Raw genomic sequence first — 23748 nt, 5'->3', positions numbered from 1 at the left:
TAATAATAGTGCTTAAAAAATTAGACTCAGGCAGAAAGAGTGGGCATAATACCCGCTCTTTTCTATTTGCCAAAAAAGGAGGTCAGCATGAGTAAAATAACTGAGCAAGTTGAAGCAATTATTCAACCAGTGCTTGACGACTTAAATTTTGAATTAGTTGAAGTTGAGTTTACTAAAGAAGGAAAAGACCATTTCTTAAGAGTTTCAATCGATAAAGATGGTGGCGTGGACTTGAATGACTGTGCATTAGCATCTGAAAAGATTAGTGAAGTAATGGACCAAGAAGATCCTATTCAAGAAATGTATTATCTTGATGTGGCATCACCTGGTGCTGAAAGACCAATCAAAAAAGAAAAAGATTATCAAAACGCTATTTCTAAACCGGTATTTGTTTCTTTATATGCACCTATTGAAGGCGAAAAGGAATGGCTAGGTATTTTACAATCAGTTGATGATGAAACTATTGTTATGGAAGTAAAGGAAAAATCTAAAAAGAAACAAGTTAAAATTCCAAGAAGTAAAATCGCTAAAGCACGTCATGCTGTAATGATTTAACGTGATTAGGAGGATAAATCGTGTCAAGTAATGAACTATTATTAGCTACTGAATATTTAGAAAAAGAAAAAAAAATCCCTAGAGAAGTATTAATCGACGCAATTGAAGCAGCTTTAATTACTGCTTATAAGAAAAATTATGATAGTGCGAGAAGCGTTCGTGTTGAATTAAATATGGACCAAGGCACATTTAAAGTGATTGCACGTAAAGATGTAGTAGAAGAAGTCTTTGATGATAGAGACGAAATCGATTTAAGTACTGCATTGGTTAAGAACCCAGCTTACGAAGTCGGTGATATTTATGAAGAGGATGTTACACCAAGTGACTTTGGCCGTGTGGGCGCACAAGCTGCGAAACAAGCAGTAATGCAACGTTTACGTGATGCTGAACGCGAAATTTTATACGATGAATTTATCGACAAAGAAGACGATATTGTTACTGGACTTATCGATAGAGTAGATCATCGTTATGTTTATGTAAATTTAGGACGTACAGAAGCTGTGTTATCTGAAGCTGAAAGAAGCCCTAATGAAAGTTATATTCCAAATGAAAGAATTCGTGTTTATGTTAATAAAGTGGAACAAACAACGAAAGGGCCACAAATTTATGTATCACGAAGTCATCCAGGTTTGTTAAAACGTTTGTTTGAACAAGAAGTACCAGAAATCTTCGATGGCACAGTTATTGTCAAATCAGTTGCACGTGAAGCAGGCGACCGTTCTAAAATTAGTGTGCATTCTGATAATCCAGACATCGATGCAGTTGGCGCATGTGTGGGTTCAAAGGGTGCTCGTGTTGAAGCGGTTGTAGAAGAACTTGGTGGAGAAAAAATAGACATCGTTCAATGGGATGAAGACCCGAAAGTATTCGTGAAAAATGCTTTAAGTCCTTCACAAGTATTACAAGTTATCGTTGATGAAGAAAATCAATCAACTGTTGTTGTTGTACCTGATTACCAATTATCATTAGCAATTGGTAAACGTGGTCAAAATGCTAGATTAGCTGCAAAATTAACAGGTTGGAAGATCGATATTAAATCAGAATCAGATGCTAGAGAAGCAGGTGTTTATCCAGTAGCTGAAACAAAAGCACAACCAGTTGAGGATACAGAAGACATTGAATTGGAAGAATCAATTTCTGAAATAATTGAAGCACCAGAAAATTCAGAAACAGATAAAGACGCTGAATAATTAATTGGAGTGATCGCTTTATGAAAAAGAAAAAAATTCCAATGCGTAAATGTATACTTTCGAATGAGATGTTTCCTAAAAATGACATGATTCGTGTAGTAATTAACAAAGAAGGCGAAATATTTGCTGATGCAACTGGCAAGAAACAGGGTCGCGGTGCATATGTATCTAAAGATGTTAAATCAGTTGAACAAGCACAAGAAAAAGGTATCCTAGAAAAATATTTCAAAGCCGATGCAGAAACTTTAGATCCAGTTTATAAAGAAATTATACGACTTATATATCGCGAAGAGATTCCTAAATGAACAAAGACCAAATAATAAATTTTTTAGGTTTAGCAATGCGTGCTGGAAAAGTTAAAACAGGTGAATCAGTTATTTTAAATGACTTGAAAAAGAACAAATTAAAATTCGTGATTGTCGCATCAGATGCTTCTGAAAACACTACAAAGGTGATTAAGAATAAATGCGACAGCAATCGTGTGCCTATGCGCATTTTTGCTTCACGAGTTGAACTAGGACAAGCATTAGGAAAATCAGAAAGAGTCAACATAGGAATTACCGATCAAGGTTTTGCTAAGAAATTATTGTCAATGATAGATGAATATAGTAAGGAGTGACTATATGAGTAAACAAAGAATTTACGAATATGCAAAAGAGTTAAATATAAAAAGTAAAGACATTATAGATGAATTAAAGAAAATGAACGTTGAGGTTTCAAATCATATGCAAGCTTTGGAAGCTGATCAAATTAAAGAATTAGATAAAAAATTCAAAGCAAGCCAATCAACTGATTCAAAGAAATCACAACCAAAATCAAATCAAAAACCAGCACCTAAAAATAACAACAAGAAAAATAATAAAGGCAACAACAAGAATAATAAAGGTAACAACAAAAATAACAAGAAACAACCAAAACAAGAAGAACCTAAAGAAACTCCTTCAAAAATTACTTATCAAGATGGAATTACAGTTGGTGAATTAGCAGACAAATTAAATGTTGATTCATCAGGTATCATTAAAAAGTTATTCTTATTGGGAATCATGGCAAATATCAACCAATCATTAGACGATGAAACATTAGAATTAATCGTTGATGATTATGGCGTTGAAATTGAAAAAGAAGTTGTGATAGATGAAGAGGATTTATCTGTATACTTCGATGATCCATCTGAAGATGAACAAGCAGTCGAAAGACCAGCTGTTGTCACTATTATGGGTCACGTAGACCACGGTAAAACAACATTATTAGATTCTATAAGAAATACAAAAGTAACTGCTGGTGAAGCAGGTGGAATTACACAACATATCGGTGCTTATCAAATCGTCAATGATGGTAAGAAGATTACATTCTTAGACACACCTGGTCACGCAGCATTTACAACTATGCGTGCGCGTGGAGCACAAGTTACAGATATTACTATCTTAGTTGTTGCAGCAGATGATGGTGTTATGCCACAAACAATCGAAGCCATTAATCATGCTAAAGAAGCAGATGTACCAACAATCGTAGCTGTGAATAAGATTGACAAACCAACTTCAAACCCAGACCGCGTTATGCAAGAATTAACTGAATATGGTTTAATTCCAGAAGACTGGGGTGGCGATACAATCTTTGTACCACTTTCTGCTTTAAGTGGAGAAGGTATCGATGATTTATTAGAAATGATTGTCTTGACTTCTGAAGTACAAGAATTAAAAGCAAATCCTAGTCAACGTGCTGTGGGTACAGTTATTGAAGCTGAATTAGATAAATCTAGAGGTCCAGCTGCGTCATTATTAGTACAAAACGGTACACTAAACGTTGGTGATCCAGTCGTTGTAGGTAATACGTATGGTAGAATTCGTGCAATGGTTAATGACTTAGGTCAACGCATTAAGACTGCTGGTCCATCTACACCTGTTGAAATTACTGGTATCAACGATGTTCCTCAAGCTGGGGATAGATTCGTTGTATTTAAAGATGAAAAACAAGCACGTAGAATAGGCGAAGCACGCCACGAATCTAATGTGTTACAACAACGTCAAGAGAGTAAAAGCGTTTCATTAGATAACTTGTTTGAACAAATGAAACAAGGTGAAATGAAAGACTTAAATGTGATTATTAAAGGTGATGTTCAAGGTTCTGTTGAAGCATTGGCAGCGTCATTAATGAAGATTGATGTTGAAGGTGTAAATGTACGTATAATTCACACTGCAGTTGGTGCAATCAATGAATCAGATGTAACATTAGCTAATGCATCAAATGGTATTATCATTGGTTTTAATGTGAGACCTGATACTGGTGCAAAACGTGCAGCAGAAGCTGAAGGTGTAGATATGCGTTTACACCGTGTTATTTATAACGTTATCGAAGAAATTGAATCAGCTATGAAAGGTATGCTTGATCCTGAATACGAAGAACAAGTTATCGGACAAGCAGAAGTTAGACAAACATTTAAAGTGTCTAAAGTTGGTACTATCGCAGGTAGTTATGTTATAGATGGTAAAATAACTCGTAATGCTGGTGTGCGCGTGATTAGAGACGGTATCGTACAATTTGAAGGTGAATTGGATACATTGAAACGTTTTAAAGATGACGCAAAAGAAGTTGCACAAGGTTACGAATGTGGTATTACAATTGAAAAGTATAATGACCTTAAAGAAGGCGATATTATCGAGGCCTTTGAAATGGTTGAAATTAAAAGATAATTGAGTGATTTTTAGATTTATAAAAATATATGATTAAATAGATAAGTAGTAATCCATTTAAGAGAAATGGATTACTACTTTTTTTGTTTTATAATCGTATTGTTGGCTCGCGTTCCTAGGGGCCAGCTTCAGCCTGTAGTCTTCAGCATGTCCTGTTCCCTCAGGAGTCTCGCCAACAATACGAGTTCAATAAATTAAGCAATAAAAGGGCGATACCATTACCATTGTCAAATGATCTTTTTCTAGCTGCAAAACTCACTTTACTGTACTAAAGATATAACTAGATGATATAATTATATTTATTATAAAATTTATTTAGTAAAAATTATAAAATCATTTATTTATTAACGGTTTTTATTTCGGAATTCATGTAATAACTATTAATTAATAATATGAGCTATACCTTTCATGGATATCACAAAAGGTATAATACACTTATAAAATTACTATGAATAAAAATAAATGATTTAATCATTAGTTTTACGGAAGACGATTTTTCTATCTCAAATAAGTTAACCTTCAAAGAATCTGCATTTTAAATTTCTTTAATCATTCTTAAATTTATTTTATTATCTGTATTATTCTTCAAAAGTTTCTATCTTTAACAATATTGAATCACTTTATTAATATTACTCATTTATACTTCCTATATTAATTAATCAAAATACAAGTCACATTATTTTTAGCACATCATATTTCGGCATTGTTACTGGAGATGCATATGAAGTTTTCTAAATAATATTAATAATAAACCAGACCATTTTTATAGCAAAGTAAGTATATATAATGAATATTTATAAACTATATTGATTAGGAAAATTATAGTTAGAGATGATTGAAAAATAAAGATATGATAAAATATTAATCGTTTTCGTATTAATAGGCAAAGATTAGTTAATTTATATATAGAAAATTTACTTTTTTTTATAAGACGGACACTTACTGTCCAGTTACTTATTTATAATACTATTAAGAGGAGGTTATACCATATGAGCAGATATTTAAATGAAATCAATGAATTTTGGCAACAATATTTAGAACAATATGATGCCGTGTATGATGACCATACGTTAAATCAAATTATCGAAAATAATGATCGAACAGCCTTCATACATCCACAAGATTTATTATATTTAAAGCAGCATTTCGGTGAAGATTTTGCTGAAATACCAAGGTTCAAAAAGATGATAGACTTTGCAAATGGTATAATTTCAATTAATAAAGATAGAAGAAAAGTAATTTCGAATGAAAATTTAATTAATCCGGCGATGGCCAGACCATTTTTCGGCAATCCTGAGAAAGCAGATATCGTTATATTAAAAAAGCATCCTGAAAAAGATTTTAATAGTTATAATACTAATCTTTCTGATGATACGGCTATAGAATATAGAAAGCGTATTGTCTTAGATATCCAAGGTAAGTTAACGTTCAATAATGAAAAACTATTCCTACCTTATATTGATAAGCATAGATGGTTTGTAAAATTTCTATACAGTAATTCGTCTATGTTGAAGCAATTTAATATTGACCCGAACAGAGTCATGGTATTGAATTTCTTTCCTTATCAAGCTGGCCATAGTGCAGGTATACCACGTGATTTTTTAACATTAAACCATATATTACCGTCTCAAAGGGAAAATTTTAATTTGCTGTTGAAAATGATAGAGGATAGTAAAGAGAGAATATATATTTGCAGTGAAGAAGAATTATTTATTTCTATTTTCAAAAACTTTACTGATGAAAAACTTTGTACTTATATCAAGGAAAACTTATTTGTTTTGGCATCTAAACAAAATAGAAGAATAACGACAGGTAATCTATTAAGCTATAAAGAGCATAAATTGCGCTTACGTAAAAAAGAAGAACTCACCAAGCCTGAATACTATAGATGGAATAGACAACAAAAAGAAGCACGTGAAGGTGGGGCGTCAGATTTTAATAAACGTATTCGCAATTTACAACGCACACTACAACAACAATAACTTTAAGTATATACCCCTAATGTTGGATGAAAATGCTAACGCTTAGGGGTTTCATTTTTGTTAAAAAAATAAAAAAGTGGTCAGAATGTTAATTAGGACAGATTGCTTGAAAATTAATGGTATTTATTGAATAGCTGTTTTAATTTAGTTTTGAAGGCATCAACATAAATTTGAGGTTTTAAAATAGTTATTTCACTGGCATATTTATAAGCAAGTTGTAAACATTCTTGTTGTGAAATTATAATGTTAGCAATGACGCCATTTTCAACATTTTGTGTATGTGCCACTATAAATTGTTTATGTATCTCATTCCAAATAGAAGTACTAAAGTGCAGTTTGACAGGTTCTATTTTATTAATAATATCTAAATGGAATTGATCATTTAAAGGAGTAACGTCTCTAACATTAGCTAAATTCACACAGGTGATTTCTCCGTGATAATAATAAGTAAACCAATGATGTCTATCATAATAGCGTGTATAAATGGGTATGACCTTTATTTGCTGTTGATTATTGATTGATAAAGAAATAAATTCATAGTTTTCAATAGCAATTTGAATTTTGAAAATGAGTTGAGACTCAACTTTTACTTTGTTGAGTTTAAATTGATTTAATAATTTATTAGAAAGCATTTTTTCAGCCATATTAATGTTGGCATTTAATCCTCTAATTAGGTTATAGGTATCTTCATGAATGATAGGTGTCAATGTTTTCATTCTAAACACTAGATTTAATAATCGATTACTTTCAAATTTATATTTATCAATTTTTAAACGGTGTTGTTCGATGTTTTTATCATAAATAATCGTACCACCTAAACCTTGCCATTCAGCATCTTCATATATAAAGTGATTTAAATCACTGATATCTCGTTGGATGGTACGTAAATTAACATTTAATGCCTCTGCTAGCGCTTCTTTATTTAATGTTTTGCCATTTAAAAAACGTGTGTAGATATATAATAAACGTTCAGGTTTTTCCAAATTGCACGCTCCTAATAATTTTTGTAATAAGCATTTAAAATGTTCATTAGTTTTACATTATACCATTTGTTATATATAATGCGTAACACTTTTTTATTATAAATTTATTATGTAAAAGGCAAGCTACTCTGTAACAAAAAGTGATATAAAATAAACACTTAGGCATAAAAACTAAACGTTCAGGCAATATAAAATGTAACAAATAACATTTTATTTCATATTCGTTTCAAAAATTAACAGTTAGGAATAAAAATCATGCCTAACTGTTAAAATAATTTCGCACTTTATAATTCCGCGCAACTTAAATTGATATCTGTTATTTGTCAATCTGAATTTATAAAGTGATAATATTTGTTTGACGTTATGAAATAAACTATCATATAATCGCTAAGTAAGGATGACGCCAATTACAAAATAAACAAACCGTTGTGAGGTGAAATGAATATGAATATGAGAGCAGAACGTGTTGGAGAGCAAATGAAACAAGAGATAATGGATATTGCTAACAACAAAGTCAAAGATCCAAGAATTGGGTTTTTAACTATAACTGATGTGCAATTAACAAATGATTTATCTATTGCAACTGTATATCTTACGGTGCTTGGTAGCAAACGTGAAATCGACGATACATTCAAAGGACTAGAAAAAGCTAAAGGCTTTATAAAATCTGAATTAGGATCACGAATGCGATTACGAATTGTTCCAGAGTTAAACTTTGAATACGATGAGTCGATTGATTATGGTAATAAAATAGAGAGAATGATTCAAGACTTGCATAAAAAAGATAAATAGTAAATACTACTGAAGCAAAATTGAAATGTAATTTTGTTTCAGTTTTTTTATGCTCTACAAAAAGCTGTTACATGTTAGAATATATGATGATTGTATTATGTAATATTGAAGGTGGCGAAATAAATGTATAACGGTATTTTACCTGTTTATAAAGAGCGTGGTTTAACAAGTCACGATGTCGTATTTAAATTAAGGAAAATATTAAAAACAAAAAAAGTAGGTCATACTGGAACATTAGACCCGGAAGTAGCTGGGGTATTACCAGTATGTATCGGCAATGCGACAAAGGTCAGTGACTATATTATGGATATGGGAAAATCATATCAAGCAACAGTGTATCTTGGTAAAAGTACAACAACAGAAGATCAAACAGGTGAAACATTAGCGGTTGCTGAGGTTACAACTTCTGATATTAATACAAGTATAATAGATGACGTATTACAGCGATTTCATGGTGAAATTAAGCAAATCCCACCTATGTATTCTTCTGTCAAAGTTAATGGTAAGAAGTTATACGAATATGCCCGTAAAAATATTGAAGTTGAAAGACCAGAACGTACAGTGAATATTAAGGATATACAGCGTACTTCGGATTTGACCTTTGACCAAGGTGGATGTCAATTTGATATCTTTGTGACTTGTGGGAAAGGTACATATATTAGAACGCTTGCGACTGATATTGGAAAGGAAGTCAATATACCAGCACATATGTCTCAATTGACTAGAGTTGATAGTGGTGGCTTTGCATTAAAAGATAGTTATAAATTGCATGAAATTGCTCAATTAGTTGAGCAAGAGACGTTACAAGATAAATTATTTCCTATAGAATATGGGTTAAAAGGTTTACAGCAAATTGTTATTACTGAAGCTACTATGCAACAGAAGATTTTGAATGGTCAAAAATTTAATAAGCGACTGTTTGATGTAGAAATAGCGAATCAGGTTGCAATGATTAATGCGACTGATAAAAAGGTATTAGCAATTTATGAACCACATCCTGAAAAGCAAGATGAAATAAAACCTAAAAAGGTCTTTAACTAAAGGAGAATAGACATGAAAGTGATTGAAGTAGCACATCCAATTCAAGAAAAACAATATATACAAGAAGATGTTGCAATGGCTTTTGGCTTTTTTGATGGCATGCATAAGGGACATGCAAAGGTCTTCGATACATTATCACAAATAGCTGAAGAGAAAAATTTGAAAAAGGCTGTAATGACATTTGACCCTCATCCATCAGTTGTACTTAATCCAGAGTTAAAACGTACAGATTATTTAACACCAATTCAAGATAAAGTTGAAATTCTTGAAACATTTGGTATTGATTACTGTATCGTAATTAATTTTTCATCAAAATTCGCAGATGTTACTGCCGAATCCTTTATAGAAGATTATATTATCAAAAATCATGTTAAAGAAGTTGTTGCCGGATTTGATTTTACTTTTGGTAAATTTGGAAAAGGGAATATGTTAATTTTAGATGAAATGTCAGAATTTAATACAACCACTGTGAGTAAACAAGAAATTGAATCTGAGAAAATTTCCACAACAGCAATTCGCAAGGCTTTAAAATCCGGTGATTTACAAAAAGCAAATGAAGAATTAGGCTATCGTTTTCGAATTAAAGGGACAGTCGTACAAGGTGAAAAGCGTGGTAGAACAATTGGGTTCCCAACTGCTAATGTTCAACCGAGTGATGATTACGTCTTGCCTAAAAATGGTGTCTATGCAGTAAGCATGGAAATTGGGTCGGATCATAAAGTATATCGTGGTGTAGCCAATGTAGGCGTTAAACCTACATTTCATGATCCATCTGTAGCACAAGTGGTTATTGAAGTTAACATCTTTGATTTCAACGATGGTATATACGGAGAAAGAGTAACTGTATTTTGGCATCATTTTTTACGCCCTGAGATCAAATTTGATGGTATCGATCCTCTTGTGGAACAGATGAACAAAGATAAAGAAAAAGCGAAATACTTATTAGCGGTTGATTTTGGAGACGATATATCATATAATATTTAAGTCTAATGTGTAGAGCACATTAAAGCACCTTTATCTTGGCTAGTTCGAAACTCCGACGATTAGCTCGGATTGAGGCGTATAACAATAAAAGGAGGAAATTGACAATGGCAATTTCACAAGAAAGAAAAAATGAATTAATTAAAGAATACCGCACACACGAAGCTGACACTGGTTCACCAGAAGTTCAAATCGCTGTATTAACTGCGGAAATTAGTGCATTAAACGATCACTTACGTACACACAAAAAAGACCACCATTCACGTCGTGGTTTATTAAAAATGGTAGGTCGTCGTAGACACTTACTTAACTATTTACGTAACAAAGATATTCAACGTTACCGTGAATTAATTAAATCATTAGGTATCCGTCGTTAATCTTTTGACGTTTATTGATAGGGAAAGAACCTTAAAGGTCCTTTCCCTTTTTTATAATTAATATAATGATAATCTAAAATAAGATACTAATATTAAATTTATAGTAGAAATGATATGATAGACTTATTAGAAATATGAGAGGAGATTCGTAATGTCTCAAGAGAAAAAAGTTTTCAAGACTGAGTGGGCTAATCGTTCTTTAACGATTGAAACAGGACAACTTGCCAAACAAGCGAATGGCGCAGTGCTTGTTCGTTATGGCGATACTGTAGTACTTTCTACAGCAGTAGCATCAAAGGAACCACGTGATGGTGACTTCTTCCCACTTATGGTAAATTATGAAGAAAAAATGTATGCAGCAGGTAAAATACCAGGTGGATTTAAGAAACGTGAGGGTCGTCCAAGTGATGAAGCTACACTAACAGCACGTTTGATCGATAGACCGATACGTCCATTATTTCCGAAAGGTTATAAATATGATGTGCAAATTATGAATACTGTATTAAGTGCGGATCCAGATTGTTCACCTGAAATGGCTGCAATGATAGGTTCATCAATGGCATTAAGTGTATCTGACATTCCTTTCCAAGGACCTATCGCAGGTGTCAACGTAGGCTATATTGATGGAGAATACATTATTAATCCAACAGTTGAACAAAAGGAAATCTCTAGATTAGATTTAGAAGTTGCTGGTCATAAAGATGCAGTAAACATGGTTGAAGCGGGCGCGAGCGAAATAACTGAAGAAGAAATGTTAGAAGCAATCTTCTTTGGTCACAAGGAGATCCAACGTCTAGTTGATTTCCAACAAGAAATCGTTAATCATATTCAACCTGAAAAGAAAGCATTTGTACCTGTTGAAAAAGATGAATCACTCATCGAACAAGTAAAACAATTAACTGAGGCTAACGGATTGAAGGATACTGTGTTAACTTTTGATAAGCAGCAACGTGACATCAATTTAGATGCATTGAAAGAAAAAGTTGCAAGTGAATTTATCGATGAAGCAGATCCAGAGAATGAAACATTAATTAAAGAAGTATACAGTATTTTGAATGATCTTGTAAAAGAAGAAGTAAGACGTTTGATTGCTGACGAAAAAATTCGTCCAGATGGTCGTAAAACGGATGAAATTAGACCGCTTGATTCAGAGGTTGGTTTATTGCCAAGAACGCACGGTTCAGGTCTATTTACAAGAGGTCAAACTCAAGCGTTATCTGTCGTTACATTAGGTTCATTAAGTGAATATCAAATACTTGATGGTTTAGGAGAAGAAGAACAAAAACGCTTTATGCACCACTATAACTTCCCTAACTATTCAGTTGGTGAAACAGGTCCTGTTCGTTCTCCAGGACGTCGTGAAATTGGTCACGGCGCATTAGGTGAACGTGCATTAAGTCACATTATACCTGATACACAAGATTTCCCATATACAGTACGTGTGGTAAGTGAAGTGTTAGAATCAAATGGTTCTTCTTCACAAGCTTCAATTTGTGGGTCAACGCTTGCATTAATGGATGCTGGTGTACCAATCAAAGCGCCGGTAGCTGGTATTGCTATGGGACTTGTAACTCGTGAAGATAGTTATACTATTTTGACAGATATCCAAGGTATGGAAGATGCTTTAGGCGATATGGACTTTAAAGTTGCAGGAACTGCTGAAGGTATTACGGCTATTCAAATGGACATTAAAATTGATGGTTTAACTAAAGAAATTATTCAAGAAGCATTGGCACAAGCAAAAGAAGGTCGCTTAGCAATCTTGGATCATATGCTACAAACTATTGACACACCACGCAATGAGTTAAGCATGTATGCACCTAAAGTGGTTACAATGCAAATTAAGCCAGAAAAAATCAGAGATGTCATCGGTCCTGGTGGTAAGAAGATCAATGAAATCATCGATGCAACAGGAGTAAAACTTGATATTGAACAAGATGGCTCAATCGTCATCGGTGCTGTAGATAAGGAAGCAATCGACAAAGCACGTAGTATTATTGAAGATATTACACGTGAAGCTGAAGTTGGCCAAGTCTATGACGGCAAAGTTAAGCGTATTGAAAAATATGGTGCGTTTGTAGAATTGTTCCCTGGTAAAGATGCATTAGTTCATATTTCTCAAATTGCGAATGAACGTATCGATAAAGTGGAAGATGTCTTGAAAGTTGGAGACACATTTAAAATTAAAGTAACAGAAATTGATAAGCAAGGTCGTGTCAATGCTTCACATAAAGCATTGTTATCAGAAGAATCTTAAGCTTAAATATTAGCATGATTTTGAAACTAGTTGTGATTAGGAATATAGTTGACGGGAAATCCGTTTGATTATGTTTCTAATCAATAAAGCTGGTTTCTTTTTTTTTTTAGCGAAAGAATGACATCACAACATGTCTAATTAAATTGTACTATGTCATAAAATCTGTAGGTACACGTTACTCAAAATGATATCAGTTGATATATTCTAGTTAGTGTTAAAGCATGTAAACCTTACTTTAATAGTGTACATCAAGCTTGTTTTAACTTATAATAAATTATGAGTTTATATATGGTCGGGGATATTCAAATAGGAGGTAACATTTTGAGTTTAATAAAGAAAAATAATAATAACATTCGTATTATTCCTCTTGGCGGAGTCGGAGAAATAGCGAAAAATATGTATATCGTTGAAGTAGACGATGAGATGTTTATGTTAGATGCAGGATTGATGTTCCCAGAGGATGAAATGCTGGGCGTAGATATAGTAATTCCTGACATTCAATACGTAATTGAAAATAAAGACAAGTTGAAAGGGATCTTCTTAACACATGGACATGAGCATGCGATTGGTGCAGTTACATATGTGCTTGAACAAGTTGATGCACCTGTATACGGTTCGAAGTTAACGATCGGCTTAGTCAAAGAGAATATGAAGGCAAGAAATGTCAACAAGAAAGTTAGATATTACACTGTAAACAATGAATCTATCATGCGTTTCAAAGGTGTAAACATAACGTTTTTCAACACGACACACAGTATCCCAGATAGTTTAGGCGTTTGTATTCATACATCATACGGTGCAATTGTTTATACGGGTGAATTTAAATTCGACCAAAGTTTACACGGACATTATGCACCAGACTTAAAGAAAATGACGGAAATTGGAGAATCAGGTGTATTTGCATTGATTAGTGATTCTACTGAAGCTGAGAAGCCAGGTTATAATACGCCTGAAAATGTAATTGAATCTCATATGTATGATGCATTTACTAAAGTTAAAGGACGTTTAATTGTTTCGTGTTATGCATCAAACTTTATTAGAATTCAACAAGTGTTGAACATTGCAAGCAAATTAAATAGAAAGGTTTCTTTCTTGGGACGTTCTCTAGAAAGTTCATTTAATATTGCACGTAAAATGGGTTATTTCGATATACCTAAAGACTTATTAATACCTATTAATGAAGTTGAAAACTACCCTAAAAACGAAGTGATTATAATTGCTACTGGTATGCAAGGTGAACCTGTGGAAGCATTAAATCAAATGGCATTGAAGAAGCATAAAATAATGAATATTGAACCAGGAGATTCAGTGTTCTTGGCAATTACGGCATCTGCAAATATGGAAGTCATTGTAGGAAATACACTTAATGAATTAGTGCGAGCTGGTGCAGAAATTATTCCAAATAATAAAAAGATACATGCATCAAGTCATGGATGTATGGAAGAATTAAAAATGATGATTAACATTATGAAACCAGAGTATTTCTTACCAGTTAATGGCGAGTTTAAAATGCAAATTGCACATGCTAAATTAGCTAATGAGGCAGGCGTTCAACCTGAAAAGATTTTCTTAGTTGAAAAAGGCGATGTTGTTAACTTCAATGGTGAAGAAATGATTCTAAATGAAAAAGTCAATTCTGGTAATGTATTGATTGACGGAATTGGTGTCGGTGATGTAGGTAATATCGTGTTACGTGACCGTCATCTCTTAGCTGAAGATGGTATCTTTATCGCTGTAGTAACACTTGATCCTAAGAATAGACGAATTGCAGCTGGTCCTGAAATCCAATCTCGAGGCTTTGTTTATGTGCGAGAAAGCGAAGCGCTATTGAATGAAGCTGAAGAAAAAGTAAGAGAGATTGTAGAATTAGGTTTACAAGAGAAAAGAATAGAATGGTCTGATATCAAACAAAACATGAGAGACCAAATTAGTAAACTGTTATTCGAAAATACAAAACGTCGTCCAATGATTATTCCAGTTATTTCTGAAATTTAATAGAATTGAACAAAACAAAGAGGTTAAGACAAACGCTTAGGTTAACATTTTAAAAGTCGATTGCTGTCATTAGTTGTGATTTAATATGAATCCATGATTAATAAGACGCAACCTTTAAAGCTAGCAGAAGCGGAATAAGTCTTTGCCTCTTTTGTGTTATCATATTGATGTAATAAGTTAATGTTTTGAGTTATAGAATGGAGAAAAGGTACTGTTAGATATGTATGAGTTTTAAAGTAATACATATCATATTCAAACTTACATAAATAGACGAAATTAGAGTTGAAAAGAAGGTGTGAAATTTGGCACAAACGAAAAAGAGAACGACAACTAAGAAAAAATCAACAAATACTAGAAATAATAAAAGTCGCCAGAAAAAGAAACAGACAGATAGTCCGTTAAGATATATTTTAGCTATTGCAATCTTTATATTAGTAGGATTAGGAGCCTTTCAATTAGGTATTGTAGGAACGATGATAGACAGTTTCTTTAATTATTTATTTGGAACTAGTCGATTTCTTACTTATATATTAGTATTAATTGCTACGGTGTATATGACATATTATAAAGCATTACCTAAAACTAGAAGAACAGTAGGCGCTGTAGTGTTACAATTCGCCTTGCTATTCTTAATGCACATCATTTTTTATTTTACAAATCACACTAAGGCGCAACGAGAGCCAGTATTATCGTTTGTATATAAATCATATGAACATACACATTTCCCTAATTTTGGGGGAGGGTTAATTGGTCATTATTTATTAGCATTATTTAACCCATTAATTTCAATAGTCGGCGTGATAATCATTACATTATTACTTATTGCTTCAAGTATTATTTTATTGTTAAAGCAAAAGCACAGAGATGTTTCTAAAATGATGTTTGAACAATTGAAAAGTAAAAGTAAAGACGCATCTGCCAATATGCATGAAAAAAGAAAACAAAATAAAATTAAAAAAGACGCAAAAGCTAGAGTGAAAGCAGAAAGAAAAGCTGAGCAAGAAAAACAGTTGGAATTAGAAGAACCAATGAAAGACGTAAGTAACTTCCCTGAAGTACAAGATTCAGAGTCAGCATCGAATCAAGCAGATATTCCAATCTATGGTCATAGTGAAAGTGATGAAACAAGTACATTGAGCAGAACGAAGAAACGCTCAAAACGTGTATTTGATCAAGATAATAATCAAAGTGATCAATCAGGAGTACAGAACTCAGAAAATCAATCACATGAAGATGTTCATTCGGATCATGAAAGTGACCATGATAATACTTCGGACAATAGCGGTTCGATTTCTGAAGCAGGAGAAGTAGAAAATGAAGCATATAAAATACCACCATTAACATTGTTGAATCATCCTGCAAAGCAACAATCAACTTCAAAAGCGGAAGTACAGAAAAAAGGTCAATTACTAGAAACAACATTGAAAAACTTTGGAGTTGATGCTAGAGTCACTCAAATCAAGATTGGGCCAGCAGTAACACAATACGAAATTCAGCCAGCTCAAGGTGTAAAGGTAAGTAAAATCGTTAATTTGCATAATGATATTGCCCTTGCATTAGCAGCAAAGGATGTACGTATTGAAGCCCCTATACCTGGACGTTCTGCTGTGGGTATTGAGGTTCCTAATGATAAGATTTCACTTGTATCTCTAAAAGAAGTATTAGATGAAAAATTCCCTGCCAAAAACAAATTGGAAGTTGGATTAGGAAGAGATATTTCTGGAAGTCCGATAACAGTTGAATTAAATAAAATGCCACATTTATTAGTTGCAGGTTCGACAGGTAGTGGTAAATCAGTATGTATCAATGGCATTATTACAAGTATCTTACTTAACGCGAAACCCCACGAAGTAAAACTTATGTTAATTGATCCAAAAATGGTAGAATTAAATGTATATAATGGCATACCACATCTATTAATTCCAGTAGTTACTAATCCTCATAAGGCATCTCAAGCATTAGAAAAGGTTGTGGCTGAAATGGAACGTCGTTACGATTTATTCCAGCACAGTTCAACAAGAAATATTGAAGGCTATAATGAAATGATTCGTAAACAGAATAAAGAATTAGATGAAAAGCAGTCAGAGTTGCCATATATTGTCGTTATAGTAGATGAATTAGCGGATTTAATGATGGTAGCAGGTAAAGAAGTGGAAAATGCAATTCAACGTATCACACAGATGGCCCGTGCTGCTGGTATACATCTAATTATTGCGACTCAACGTCCTTCGGTTGATGTCATCACAGGGTTGATCAAGAATAATATACCAACTCGAATTGCATTTGCAGTGAGCTCACAAACCGATTCAAGAACGATTATTGATAGTGGCGGTGCTGACAAACTTCTCGGAAAAGGGGATATGTTATATGTAGCCAATGGTGGGTCAACGAGAACACGTGTACAAGGTGCTTTCTTAAGTGATCAAGAAGTACAAGAAGTCGTTAACTATGTTGTAGAACAACAAAAGGCGAATTATGTTAAAGAAATGGAACCTGATGCGCCAGTGGATAAAGCTGATATGAAGAGTGAGGATGCACTTTACGATGAAGCATATTTATTCGTTTTAGAACAACAAAAGGCAAGTACATCGTTACTACAGAGACAGTTTAGAATCGGATATAACAGAGCTTCTAGATTGATGGATGATTTAGAGCGTAATCAAGTAATCGGACCACAAAAAGGTAGTAAACCTAGACAAATTCTTGTGGATTTAGATAGTGATGAGGTGTAAATATGGAACTTACTTCAGTTTATAAAGTCAAAGAATGGTTAATACAGCAAATTAAATCAGGTGATTTTCAATATGGTGAGCAGTTACCAAGTCACCTTGCTATAGCAAGAAAGCTAAATGTGAAAACAGACGATGTTTATGATGCTATTGATGAACTCATTACTGAACAAGTGTTATCAAATAATTTAGAGGAAGGTGCGAGTGTTAAATCACAGCACCCATTCCTTTATCCATTAGGTGAGTTAGTTAGTATCAGTAAAATGATTCGAGCAAAGGGTTATGAACCTGGAACAGAATTCATTAGTTTTGATGAAAAGCCTTCAACTTCGTTAGATGCGACAACTTTAAATTTACCTGAAAAGGATTATGTCACAATCATCGAACGTATTCGAACGGCAGATAAACAACCAGTTGTTTACTGTTTAGACAAGGTGCCGACACGACTACTAACTTGTGCTCAATATCAAAATAGTAATGAGTCATTATTAGAAGCCATCGAACTCAATTCATCGACAAAGATAGCATATGCTGAAACAGAAATAGAGTCGATAAGTTATGAACCGCATATTTCGGATGTATTAGATGCATCACCACATGAAGGTTTAATGTTATTAAAGCTCGTGCACTATGATCAAGATGAAAAACCAATATTTTATTCTTTTAATTATTTCAAAAGTAGTTTAGTTAAATTCAAAACGGTTAGAAATAGATTATAATAACAAAATTATGAAAGTGAGGCATGACAATTTGAATAAAAACACACAACAAAATGATTTACATATCAAAGTAATGCCAACGTCTAAATTTAAGACAACCACCATTACGTTAAAGTTTATGGCACCACTAGATAATGAAACCATGACAGCAAGGTCAGTACTAAGTAAATTATTAGTGAGAGCAACTAAAAAATGGCCGACGGATAAAGACTTTAATCGTCATTTGTCTAATTTATATGGTGCATATGTTAATAGTTTCGTTACAAAATTTAAAGATAAACATGTAATTACCATATCTTTAGAACTCGTAAATGAACGTTACTTAAAGGATCAAACACCTCTTTTTGAAAAGGGATTACAACTACTAAAGGAAATTGTTTGGAATCCTCTCGTAAATGACAATCAGTTCAATGAGAACTTTGTAGCACAAGAAAAAACATTATTAGCCAAGAAATTAGAAGCTATGGTCGATAATAAATCACAGATATCATTTTTAAATTTATTAAAGCATATGTTTGGAGATCACCCATACAGACATCTTGCAACTGGTCAAGTTTCATATATTAACAACATAACACCGGAAACCTTATACCATACATATCAATCTATGTTATCTGACGACTTTTGTGCCGTTTATGTAGTCGGTAATGTGGATGAAACAACAGTAAAATCTCAAATAGACACATATTTTAATATTCAAACAGTACCATTTGAACTTACTACTGTGACACCAATGTTAACGAATCATGAGTTGCCTCAGACAATCCTTGAAGAAGATGACGTAGACCAAGCTAAGTTAAATATGGGCTTTAAACTGCCAACAGTATATGGAGAAGCAGATTATTTTGCAGTGGTTGTATTTAACATTATGTTTGGAGGCGACCCTTCTTCAGTACTTTTCAATGAAGTCCGTGAAAAACAAAGTTTAGCGTATTCGATTCATTCTCAAATTGATGGTAAAAATGGATATATGTTTGTATTAAGTGGTGTTTCGAGTGATAAATATGAAGTTGCAAAAGATACCATTATTGAAGAATTTAATAAAATCCAAGCAGGTCAATTTGATGATAGTAAATTGGCATTAGCCAAAAAGGTTATCGTTTCACAAAGACAAGAGTCACAAGATAGAGCAAAGAGTATTATTGAGATTTTAAATAATAATATTTTATTAAATGAGGATTTAACCGAAGATATGTATATTGAAGGAATAGAGCATGTTACAAGAGAAGATGTCATCAAGGTTGCACAAGCAACAGTGCTCGATACGATATATATATTGACGAAAGGAGGTAGTGAATCGTGAAGGAAACATACTATGATCAAATAGATGAGCGGGTCTTTGAAGCAGAATTAGAAAATGGTTTGAAGGTATTTATTATTCCAAAAGCAGGATTCCAAAAGACCTTTGTCACATATACTACTCAATTTGGATCGTTAGATAATAAGTTTAAGCCTCATGGCAGTGATACATATGTAACAGTACCAGACGGTGTGGCGCACTTTTTAGAACATAAATTATTTGAAAATGAAGAAGAAGATTTGTTTACTGCATTTGCAGAAGATAATGCACAAGTTAATGCCTTTACGAGTTTCGACCGTACAAGTTACTTGTTTAGTGCGACTGATAACGTGGATCGCAATATTAAACGATTATTGACTATGGTAGAGACACCTTACTTTACAAAGGAAACTGTTGATAAGGAAAAAGGTATTATTGCTGAAGAAATTAAAATGTATCAAGAACAGCCAGGATATAAAGTAATGTTTAACACGCTAAAAGCAATGTATCAAACACATCCAATTCGTGTCGATATTGCAGGTAGTGTTGAAAGTATTTATCAAATTACTAAAGATGATTTATATCTTTGCTATGAAACATTTTATCATCCGTCAAATATGGTGCTATTCGTTGTTGGAGATGTAGATCCTGAGCATATTTATCGTGTCGTAGCTGAACATGAGGATATGAGAGATAAAGAGTATCAACCTGAAATAGTGAGAGATCCTCTGATTGAACAAGAGAAAGTAAGTGAATCGGTTGTAACTGAGACAATGAAATTACAATCACCACGACTAATGCTTGGATTTAAAAATAAGGTTCCACAGAATGAACCATCAGAGACATACGTACGTCGTGACCTTGAAATGACACTCTTTTTCGAGATGGTATTCGGTGAAGAGACAGATTTTTATCAAACGTTACTCAATCAAGATTTAATTGACGAGACATTTGGATATCAATTTGTACTTGAACCTACATACAGTTTCTCTATCGTGACAAGTGCAACACAAAAACCAGATGAATTAAAAGCATTATTACTTACCGAATTAGAGCATAAGTTAGGTAATATTGAGGATAATGATGCATTTGAATTATTGAAGAAACAATTTATAGGAGAATTTATTTCAGGATTAAATTCTCCAGAGTATATAGCAAATCAATATACAAAACTTCACTTTGAAGGTGTCAGTCTATTTGATTTATTAGACATAGTAGAAAGTATTACTTTGGAAAGTGTGAATGAAACAGCGGAGACTTGTCTGAATCTAGAACAGATGGTCGACAGTCGACTGGAGATGAAATAATACATGAAAGCATTAGTGATTGGTGGCTCTGGGTCAATTGGTACAGCGATTACCGAACGCCTATTGTCTGATGGCTATGAAGTTATTGTTCACTACAATCAAGCTGATTTATCATCATTACAAGAGCACTATCAAGGACAAGCAGTACAATTTGTACAATGTGATTTAAGTAAAGTAGACAATTTAGATAAATATTTTTATTTTGTTCAAAATTTAGACTGTTTGATATACACCAGTGGGCAAGCTTTATACGGTATGTTACAAGATATGACAGATGCGATGATTGATGAAAGTTATACGTTACATCTTCGTCAACTCATGCGTATTTGTCGATACTTTATTGATCAATTGAGACAAAGTATAAACGGTCGCATTGTTGTAGTCTCATCCATTTGGGGTGAAACTGGTGCGAGTTTAGAATCGGTGTATTCCGCAATGAAAGCTGGACAAATCGGTTTTGTTAAAGCGCTGAGTCAAGAATTGGCCTTAAGCACTGTTACAGTTAATGCGATTGCACCTGGCTTTGTCAGTGGGCGCATGACACAAGTATTTGATGATGATACATTAACAGAAATGGTTGAATCATTGCCACAACAGCGTTTGATTGACCCTCAAGAAATTGCGCATACATGTAGTTATCTTTGTCATCCTTATGCCAAGAGCATCACGGGTACTGTTCAAAAAGTCAATGGAGCTTGGTATTTATAAATTTAAATACTGTTGAAAAAACAATCCAACTCATGTACATTCAGTGCTATAATGTGATTACAATAAATGATAAAGTAACAAATGAATAGCTCTATATTTATAATAAATTTTAATTTATTGTTTCTACTAGACGTTTATTTTTATCAAAGCTATTATAAATAATAACTGTTGTTTTGAAACGAAGGGGTGTTTATTTCATGGCAGTCGCTACTAGAAAAGAATGGTATTTAGAATATGAGATAACAATGAACCGTGCTGGATTATTAGGTGATATTTCAAGTTTACTTGGTATGATGGGGATTAGTATTGTCACTATAAACGGTATTGAAGAAAGTAGACGTGGTTTACTTATCAAGACTGATAGTTTAGAAAAGGTAAATCGCTTTGAAAACATTGTAATGGAAATTGATGATATTTCGATTACTAAATTGAGAAAGCCAGAACTGCGTGATCGTTTAGCTGTCCGTCATGGTAGATACATAGAGCAAGATGCCGATGACAAGAAGACATTTCGTTTTGAACGTGAAGACTTAGGGTTACTTGTCGATTTTATGGCTGAATTATTTAAAGAAGATGGTCATAAATTAATTGGTATAAGGGGTATGCCAAGGGTAGGAAAGACAGAATCTATCGTTGCAGCAAGTGTCTGTGCACATAAAAGATGGTTGTTTATCAGTTCTACTTTAATCAAGCAAACTGTGAGAAGTTCGTTGATTAAAGGTGAATATGACTCAGACCATGTCTATATTATTGACGGTGCAGTTACAGCACGTGAATCAAGTCAAAAGCACCAGGATCTTGTGAAGGAAGTAATGAGTTTGCCGGCTATTAAGGTAGTTGAGCATCCAGATTTATTTGTTGAAACAAGTGATTACGAAATGAAAGATTTTGATTATATTATTGAATTAAGAGAAAATAAAAATCAAGAAATCCATTATGAAGAAATGAAAAAACAAACAGTTAAAAGTAAAAACAATTTAGACTTTAGCGATGATGGTTTTGGTGGTGGTTTTGGCTTTTTTGAATAATCAAATTAATTACATTTTATTAAAGGAGGCTTTACAACTTTGAATTCAATAGGTCAAACTTTAAAAGGTCGCCGAGAGCGTTTAGGTATGACATTAAATGAATTAGAGTCTCGTACACAAATTAAAAGAAAAACACTGACATTGATTGAAAATAATGATTTTGCTTCACTGAAAAATCAAAACTATGCTGAAGGCTTTATTATAAAGTATGCTAAGGCAGTGAATATCGATTCGGATCAACTTATTGAAGCACACAAAGAAGAAATTCCCAATGCGGATTATGATTTGGATCAAGTCATTGCGGCTTTTTCAGGTGAGCATAAACCAACATATAGAAGTAAAGATAAAGAACCACTACAACTTGCTGTAGTCGTTAGTTTTATAGTTATTGTTACAGCTATACTGTGGGTATTAGCAGTATTATTCTTGTAGATGAATTTAAGTTATAAATAGAAATGAGGCATTTTATATGAATATACCGAATTGGATAACCGTTTTTAGAGTTATACTAATTCCAGTGTTTATGGTATTTGCATTAGCAGATTTTGGTTTTGGTAAAGTTTCTTTTATCGGTGGAAATGATATTAGAATTGAATTATTGATTAGTGGTGTTATTTTTATCATTGCATCGTTGAGTGACTTTGTAGATGGTTATCTTGCTAGAAAGTGGGAGTTAGTTACCAATATGGGTAAATTTCTAGACCCATTAGCAGATAAATTACTAGTGTCGAGCGCATTAATAGCATTGGTACAAATTGATTTAACAAACTCGGTTGTAGCAATTATCATCATTGCACGTGAATTTGCAGTCACAGGTTTAAGATTATTGCAAATTGAGCAAGGATTTGTCAGTGCTGCTGGACAATTAGGAAAAATCAAAACGGCCGTTACAATGGTAGCAATTGTTTGGATATTATTAGGCGATCCACTTGCAAATTGGATTGGTTTTTCACTAGGTCAAACATTATTATATATCGGTGTATTCTTTACAATCTTATCTGGAATTGAATATTTCTATAAAGGTAGAGATGTGTTTAAAGCTAAATAATGTCAAAATGCTGTCGAAAGCATTTAAAAGTTACTAAAGTCAGATAAATCATCTGACTTTTTTTGATTTGAAAAGACTAACCATACT

General features: G+C 33.2%; 20 protein-coding genes and 2 pseudogenes. 21 read left to right on the top strand and 1 reads right to left on the bottom strand.

Going from position 1 to position 23748, the window contains the following annotated elements; translation table 11 throughout:
• Nucleotides 1-87 precede the first annotated feature (87 nt).
• The 6 genes from rimP (at nt 88) to SH09_RS06645 (ending at nt 6417) form a co-directional block, all read left to right on the top strand.
• Entirely contained in the window at nt 88-555 is a 468-nt protein-coding gene (gene rimP, locus SH09_RS06670; protein WP_042738847.1) for a ribosome maturation factor RimP, read from the top strand.
• A gap of 20 nt (nt 556-575) precedes the next feature.
• Nucleotides 576-1745 (top strand): transcription termination factor NusA, encoded by a 1170-nt coding sequence (gene nusA / locus SH09_RS06665; protein ID WP_042738846.1) that lies wholly within the window; start codon nt 576-578, stop codon nt 1743-1745.
• Between the two features lie 20 nt (nt 1746-1765).
• On the top strand, nt 1766-2050 hold the full coding sequence (gene rnpM, locus SH09_RS06660; protein WP_042738845.1) for an RNase P modulator RnpM: 285 nt from the start codon (nt 1766-1768) through the stop codon (nt 2048-2050).
• Complete coding sequence (locus SH09_RS06655; protein WP_042738844.1) at nt 2047-2364, top strand: L7Ae/L30e/S12e/Gadd45 family ribosomal protein; 318 nt, start codon at nt 2047-2049, stop codon at nt 2362-2364. The genes rnpM and SH09_RS06655 overlap by 4 nt, the downstream gene beginning before the upstream one ends.
• Nucleotides 2365-2368: 4 nt before the next feature.
• Complete coding sequence (infB, locus tag SH09_RS06650) at nt 2369-4435, top strand: translation initiation factor IF-2 (RefSeq protein ID WP_042738843.1); 2067 nt, start codon at nt 2369-2371, stop codon at nt 4433-4435.
• Nucleotides 4436-5424: 989 nt separating this feature from the next.
• On the top strand, nt 5425-6417 hold the full coding sequence (locus SH09_RS06645) for a hypothetical protein (protein WP_042738842.1): 993 nt from the start codon (nt 5425-5427) through the stop codon (nt 6415-6417).
• A 113-nt stretch (nt 6418-6530) separates the two neighbouring features.
• On the opposite strand, the gene SH09_RS06640 is transcribed toward SH09_RS06645, so the two are convergent.
• On the bottom strand, nt 6531-7400 hold the full coding sequence (locus tag SH09_RS06640; protein ID WP_042738841.1) for an HTH domain-containing protein: 870 nt from the start codon (nt 7398-7400) through the stop codon (nt 6531-6533).
• Between the two features lie 444 nt (nt 7401-7844).
• On the opposite strand from SH09_RS06640, the gene rbfA reads away from it, so the two are divergent.
• From rbfA to pgsA, 15 genes and pseudogenes are all read left to right on the top strand, one after another.
• The gene (gene rbfA, locus SH09_RS06635) at nt 7845-8192 is read left to right on the top strand and encodes a 30S ribosome-binding factor RbfA (RefSeq protein ID WP_042738840.1); all 348 of its coding nucleotides are present in this window, start codon (nt 7845-7847) and stop codon (nt 8190-8192) included.
• Nucleotides 8193-8315: 123 nt separating this feature from the next.
• Nucleotides 8316-9233 (top strand): tRNA pseudouridine(55) synthase TruB, encoded by a 918-nt coding sequence (gene truB / locus SH09_RS06630; protein ID WP_042738839.1) that lies wholly within the window; start codon nt 8316-8318, stop codon nt 9231-9233.
• A gap of 12 nt (nt 9234-9245) precedes the next feature.
• Nucleotides 9246-10217, top strand: a complete 972-nt coding sequence (locus SH09_RS06625; protein ID WP_042738838.1) for a bifunctional riboflavin kinase/FAD synthetase — start codon at nt 9246-9248, stop codon at nt 10215-10217.
• A gap of 104 nt (nt 10218-10321) precedes the next feature.
• Nucleotides 10322-10591 (top strand): 30S ribosomal protein S15, encoded by a 270-nt coding sequence (gene rpsO, locus SH09_RS06620; protein WP_042738837.1) that lies wholly within the window; start codon nt 10322-10324, stop codon nt 10589-10591.
• A gap of 151 nt (nt 10592-10742) precedes the next feature.
• Nucleotides 10743-12848: a polyribonucleotide nucleotidyltransferase gene (pnp, locus tag SH09_RS06615; RefSeq protein ID WP_042738836.1), complete on the top strand. Its 2106-nt coding sequence runs from the start codon at nt 10743-10745 to the stop codon at nt 12846-12848.
• Between the two features lie 321 nt (nt 12849-13169).
• Nucleotides 13170-14843 carry a ribonuclease J2 gene (gene rnjB / locus SH09_RS06610; RefSeq protein ID WP_042738835.1) on the top strand — a complete coding sequence of 558 codons (1674 nt, stop codon included), beginning with the start codon at nt 13170-13172 and terminating at the stop codon, nt 14841-14843.
• Nucleotides 14844-15145: 302 nt separating this feature from the next.
• Nucleotides 15146-16015: pseudogene (locus SH09_RS17435) on the top strand (DNA translocase FtsK 4TM domain-containing protein); the annotation flags it as partial.
• Between the two features lie 105 nt (nt 16016-16120).
• A pseudogene (locus SH09_RS17430) lies at nt 16121-17575 on the top strand (DNA translocase FtsK); the annotation flags it as partial.
• A gap of 2 nt (nt 17576-17577) precedes the next feature.
• A complete protein-coding gene (locus tag SH09_RS06600) occupies nt 17578-18291 on the top strand; it encodes a GntR family transcriptional regulator (RefSeq protein ID WP_042738833.1) in 714 nt (237 codons plus the stop codon).
• A gap of 10 nt (nt 18292-18301) precedes the next feature.
• Nucleotides 18302-19594: an EF-P 5-aminopentanol modification-associated protein YfmF gene (gene yfmF, locus SH09_RS06595; protein ID WP_042738832.1), complete on the top strand. Its 1293-nt coding sequence runs from the start codon at nt 18302-18304 to the stop codon at nt 19592-19594.
• Entirely contained in the window at nt 19591-20877 is a 1287-nt protein-coding gene (yfmH, locus tag SH09_RS06590; RefSeq protein WP_042738831.1) for an EF-P 5-aminopentanol modification-associated protein YfmH, read from the top strand. Before yfmF ends, yfmH begins: the two co-directional genes overlap by 4 nt.
• A gap of 3 nt (nt 20878-20880) precedes the next feature.
• Nucleotides 20881-21585 (top strand): elongation factor P 5-aminopentanone reductase, encoded by a 705-nt coding sequence (gene ymfI, locus SH09_RS06585; protein ID WP_042738830.1) that lies wholly within the window; start codon nt 20881-20883, stop codon nt 21583-21585.
• Between the two features lie 197 nt (nt 21586-21782).
• A complete protein-coding gene (locus tag SH09_RS06580; protein WP_042738829.1) occupies nt 21783-22613 on the top strand; it encodes a DUF3388 domain-containing protein in 831 nt (276 codons plus the stop codon).
• Between the two features lie 39 nt (nt 22614-22652).
• Entirely contained in the window at nt 22653-23045 is a 393-nt protein-coding gene (locus SH09_RS06575) for a helix-turn-helix domain-containing protein (protein ID WP_042738828.1), read from the top strand.
• 37 nt (nt 23046-23082) lie between these two features.
• Nucleotides 23083-23661 carry a CDP-diacylglycerol--glycerol-3-phosphate 3-phosphatidyltransferase gene (pgsA, locus tag SH09_RS06570; RefSeq protein ID WP_042738827.1) on the top strand — a complete coding sequence of 193 codons (579 nt, stop codon included), beginning with the start codon at nt 23083-23085 and terminating at the stop codon, nt 23659-23661.
• Nucleotides 23662-23748 lie beyond the last annotated feature (87 nt).

The organism is Staphylococcus gallinarum (assembly GCF_000875895.1).
In the GTDB taxonomy this organism is placed as follows: domain Bacteria; phylum Bacillota; class Bacilli; order Staphylococcales; family Staphylococcaceae; genus Staphylococcus; species Staphylococcus gallinarum.
Note: the sequence above shows the minus strand (reverse complement) of the source record. Positions and strands in the feature narration are given on the sequence as shown.

Excerpts from the sequence above, each read along its gene's own strand:
- truB (WP_042738839.1), top strand. The coding sequence starts at position 8,316 with ATGTATAACGGTATTTTACCTGTTTATAAAGAGCGTGGTTTAACAAGT.
- SH09_RS06625 (WP_042738838.1), top strand. The coding sequence starts at position 9,246 with ATGAAAGTGATTGAAGTAGCACATCCAATTCAAGAAAAACAATATATA.
- infB (WP_042738843.1), top strand. The coding sequence starts at position 2,369 with ATGAGTAAACAAAGAATTTACGAATATGCAAAAGAGTTAAATATAAAA.
- rimP (WP_042738847.1), top strand. The coding sequence starts at position 88 with ATGAGTAAAATAACTGAGCAAGTTGAAGCAATTATTCAACCAGTGCTT.
- pgsA (WP_042738827.1), top strand. The coding sequence starts at position 23,083 with ATGAATATACCGAATTGGATAACCGTTTTTAGAGTTATACTAATTCCA.
- ymfI (WP_042738830.1), top strand. The coding sequence starts at position 20,881 with ATGAAAGCATTAGTGATTGGTGGCTCTGGGTCAATTGGTACAGCGATT.
- SH09_RS06645 (WP_042738842.1), top strand. The coding sequence starts at position 5,425 with ATGAGCAGATATTTAAATGAAATCAATGAATTTTGGCAACAATATTTA.
- rpsO (WP_042738837.1), top strand. The coding sequence starts at position 10,322 with ATGGCAATTTCACAAGAAAGAAAAAATGAATTAATTAAAGAATACCGC.
- SH09_RS06580 (WP_042738829.1), top strand. The coding sequence starts at position 21,783 with ATGGCAGTCGCTACTAGAAAAGAATGGTATTTAGAATATGAGATAACA.
- SH09_RS06655 (WP_042738844.1), top strand. The coding sequence starts at position 2,047 with ATGAACAAAGACCAAATAATAAATTTTTTAGGTTTAGCAATGCGTGCT.
- rbfA (WP_042738840.1), top strand. The coding sequence starts at position 7,845 with ATGAATATGAGAGCAGAACGTGTTGGAGAGCAAATGAAACAAGAGATA.
- rnpM (WP_042738845.1), top strand. The coding sequence starts at position 1,766 with ATGAAAAAGAAAAAAATTCCAATGCGTAAATGTATACTTTCGAATGAG.
- pnp (WP_042738836.1), top strand. The coding sequence starts at position 10,743 with ATGTCTCAAGAGAAAAAAGTTTTCAAGACTGAGTGGGCTAATCGTTCT.
- SH09_RS06600 (WP_042738833.1), top strand. The coding sequence starts at position 17,578 with ATGGAACTTACTTCAGTTTATAAAGTCAAAGAATGGTTAATACAGCAA.
- yfmF (WP_042738832.1), top strand. The coding sequence starts at position 18,302 with ATGAAAGTGAGGCATGACAATTTGAATAAAAACACACAACAAAATGAT.